The organism is Pseudomonas sp. P5_A2_2, assembly GCF_054177685.1.
Genome location: NZ_JBGCUL010000583.1, coordinates 1 through 2,913 on the forward strand (window position 1 = coordinate 1; position 2,913 = coordinate 2,913).

General features: G+C 60.4%; 3 protein-coding genes and 1 pseudogene. All 4 read left to right on the top strand.

Annotated elements, in window-relative coordinates; all coding sequences use genetic code 11:
• Positions 1–230 (top strand): annotated as a pseudogene (locus tag ACXRVY_RS22620) (NAD(P)H-dependent glycerol-3-phosphate dehydrogenase); the annotation flags it as partial.
• Between the two features lie 31 nt (positions 231–261).
• Positions 262–609 carry a DUF4389 domain-containing protein gene (locus tag ACXRVY_RS22625; protein WP_223459697.1) on the top strand — a complete coding sequence of 116 codons (348 nt, stop codon included), beginning with the start codon at positions 262–264 and terminating at the stop codon, positions 607–609.
• On the top strand, positions 606–1,061 hold the full coding sequence (gene sixA, locus ACXRVY_RS22630; protein ID WP_223459695.1) for a phosphohistidine phosphatase SixA: 456 nt from the start codon (positions 606–608) through the stop codon (positions 1,059–1,061). The genes ACXRVY_RS22625 and sixA overlap by 4 nt, the downstream gene beginning before the upstream one ends.
• A 135-nt stretch (positions 1,062–1,196) precedes the next feature.
• Positions 1,197–2,864: an AMP-binding protein gene (locus ACXRVY_RS22635; RefSeq protein WP_458238290.1), complete on the top strand. Its 1,668-nt coding sequence runs from the start codon at positions 1,197–1,199 to the stop codon at positions 2,862–2,864.
• Positions 2,865–2,913: the final 49 nt, after the last annotated feature.

A 2,913-nucleotide genomic window follows, 5' to 3' on the forward strand; every position in this document is an offset into this window, starting at 1 on the left:
GCCTGAGCCTGGACGAGGCCGTCACGCGCCTGGGCGAAGTCGCCGAAGGGGTCAACACCCTTAAAGTGCTCAAGGCCAAGGCCCAGGAGGTTGGCGTGTACATGCCGCTGGTCGCCGGGCTGCACGCGATCCTGTTCGAGGGGCGCACGCTGGAGCAGGTCATCGGTCTGCTGATGCGTGGAGAGCCGAAAACCGACGTCGATTTTATTTCCACCAGTGATTTCAACTGATCACGCTTGCCAGAAAAGCAGGGAGTTGCGCATGAACGATCCAAAAGTAGAAGCCAAATACGAGTCCATCCTGCTGCGTGTGTTGTGGATGGTGGTCTTCGTGCTGGTGTGGCAAGTGGCGCAGTTCATCCTCGGCGCCGTCGTGCTGGTGCAGTTGATCTATCGTTTGTTCTATGGCGCCCCGAACGCCAGTCTGATGAATTTCGGCGACAGCCTGAGCCAGTTTCTGGCGCAGATCGGTCGTTTCGGGAGCTTTCACAGCGACCAGAAGCCTTGGCCGTTCGCCGATTGGCCGACGCCGCGTACGCCGGAAGGTGAAGCGCCGCATGTCGTGGCACCGGCACCGCATTCGGCTCGAGATGAGGAACCCAAGCTATGAAACTCTGGGTAATGCGTCATGGTGAAGCTGTACCGCACGGGGCCCGCCCCCACGATTCGGAGCGGGAGTTGACGGAGCACGGTCGTAAGGAAGTGCTGCGCAGCGCTGAGCAGTTGATGGGGCAGCCGCTGACGGCGATCTATGCCAGCCCGTACCTGCGAGCGCAGGAGACCGCGCATCTGGTGCGTGAGGTTTTGGGGTTCGAGCCGGAGATCCGCACCGTCGAATGGCTGACCCCGGACACCGAGCCGGACAAGGTCGCCGAGCAACTGGTGTCGGTGAGCAACGTCCTTTTGGTCAGCCACAATCCGCTGGTGGGGCATTTGTTGAGTTACCTGCAACATGGCGCCGGGTATCCACCGGAAAAAGTCAGCACCGCCGGTCTGGCGGAGCTCAAGGGTGATGAGCTGCTGATCGGGTCGATGAAGCTCGACAGCATCAAGCACCCATAACCCGAATACGACACCCATCAACTGTGGGAGCAAGCTCGCTCCCACAGATGGAGAAAATTTTGAATAAAATAGTCAACCAAGCACTTGCTTGGTTGACTACGCTTGCTCCAGACCAAAACCACAGGAGCGAGTCGCATGTCTGCTGCTTTTCGTTTGCCGCTGGACGTTTTCTACGAGCGTGAGGCCCGTCATCCCCGCCAGCGCTTTCTGGTCCAGCCTGTCGCAGGCGGGCAGGTCGAGACCTTGACCTGGGCGGACGTCGCTCATCAGGCTCGTTGCGCGGCCCATTGGTTGCGGGCGCGGGAACTGCCGCAGGGCAGCCATATCGCCCTGATCTCGAAAAACTGTGCGCACTGGATCATTGCCGACCTGGCGATCTGGATGGCCGGGCATGTCTCGGTGCCGTTGTACCCCAACCTCACCGCCGAGACCGTTGCCCAGGTACTCGAACACTCGGGAGCGGTACTGGCGTTCATCGGCAAGCTCGACGACTGGCCAGGCATGTCCCGTGGCGTCAGCCCCGATCTGCCAATCATCAGCCTGCCGCTACATCCACCCGGTACGTTCGATTTCAGTTGGGCCGACCTGCAACGCAGCTCGCCGATCCAGGACGATCCCAAACCTGCCGCCGATCAACTGGCGACCATCATTTACACCTCCGGCACTACTGGCATGCCCAAAGGCGTGATGCACAGTTTTGGCACCCTGGGGTTTGCCACCACTCGTGGCACTTCGTTGTTCGGCCTCAACGAGTCGGACCGACTGCTGTCCTATTTGCCGCTGTGCCACGTTGCCGAGCGGATGTTCGTCGAACTGGCATCGATTTACACCGGCCAAACGGTGTTTTTCGCCGAGAGCCTCGATACCTTTCTCACCGACCTGCAGCGTGCACGCCCGACCGCGCTGTTTGGCGTACCGCGCATCTGGAMCAAATTCCAGATGGGCGTGTACAGCAAGATTCCGGCAAAACGTCTCGACTTCCTRCTCGGCCTGCCGATCATCGGCAAACGGGTCGGGCATAAAGTCCTCGCCAGGTTGGGGCTGGATGCGTTGCGCATTGCGCTTTCCGGTGCTGCACCGGTGCCGCAGACCTTGTTGCAGTGGTATCGCAAACTGGGCTTGGACGTGCTGGAGGTTTACGGCATGACCGAGAGCTGCGGCTATTCGCACATCGGCATACCGGGCCAGAACAAACCGGGCTGGATCGGCAAACCGTGCCCGGAAGTCGAAGTGCGGATCGCCGAGACGGGGGAGGTCTTGGTGCGCAGTGGTGCGACCATGCTCGGGTATTACAAGGAACCGGAAAAAACCGCCGACACCATTACCGAGGATGGCTTCCTGCGTACCGGCGACAAGGGCGAGGAGGACGCCGAAGGCAATCTGCGCCTGACCGGGCGCCTGAAGGAAATCTTCAAGACCAGCAAAGGCAAGTACGTGGCCCCGGCACCAATTGAAAATCGCCTGGCCGTGCACTCGCGCATCGAACAGGTCTGTGTAGTGGGCGATGGCTTGGGTGCACCGTTGGGCTTGTGCGTATTGTCGGCGGTCGGCCAGCAGGATGCCGGCGGCGCCGCGCGCGCCGGCTTGCATTCGAGCCTGGAAAAACTGCTGGAAGAGGTCAATGCTGCCCTCGACAAACATGAACGGCTGCGGCGCCTGGTGGTAGTCAAGGACAGTTGGGCCGTGGAAAACGGTTTTCTCACCCCGACCCTGAAGATCAAGCGCAATGTGATCGAAGCGGCTTACGGTGAGCGCTTTGAAGAATGGAGCGAGCGCAGCGAAGCGGTGCTGTGGCAGGATTGATCCACCAACAAAACCAACAAGGAAACTCTGCGATGAGCCTGTGGCGCAC

Bases quoted from the DNA above. Each gene is read 5' to 3' on its own strand.
- sixA (WP_223459695.1), top strand. From the start codon at position 606: ATGAAACTCTGGGTAATGCGTCATGGTGAAGCTGTACCGCACGGGGCC.
- ACXRVY_RS22625 (WP_223459697.1), top strand. From the start codon at position 262: ATGAACGATCCAAAAGTAGAAGCCAAATACGAGTCCATCCTGCTGCGT.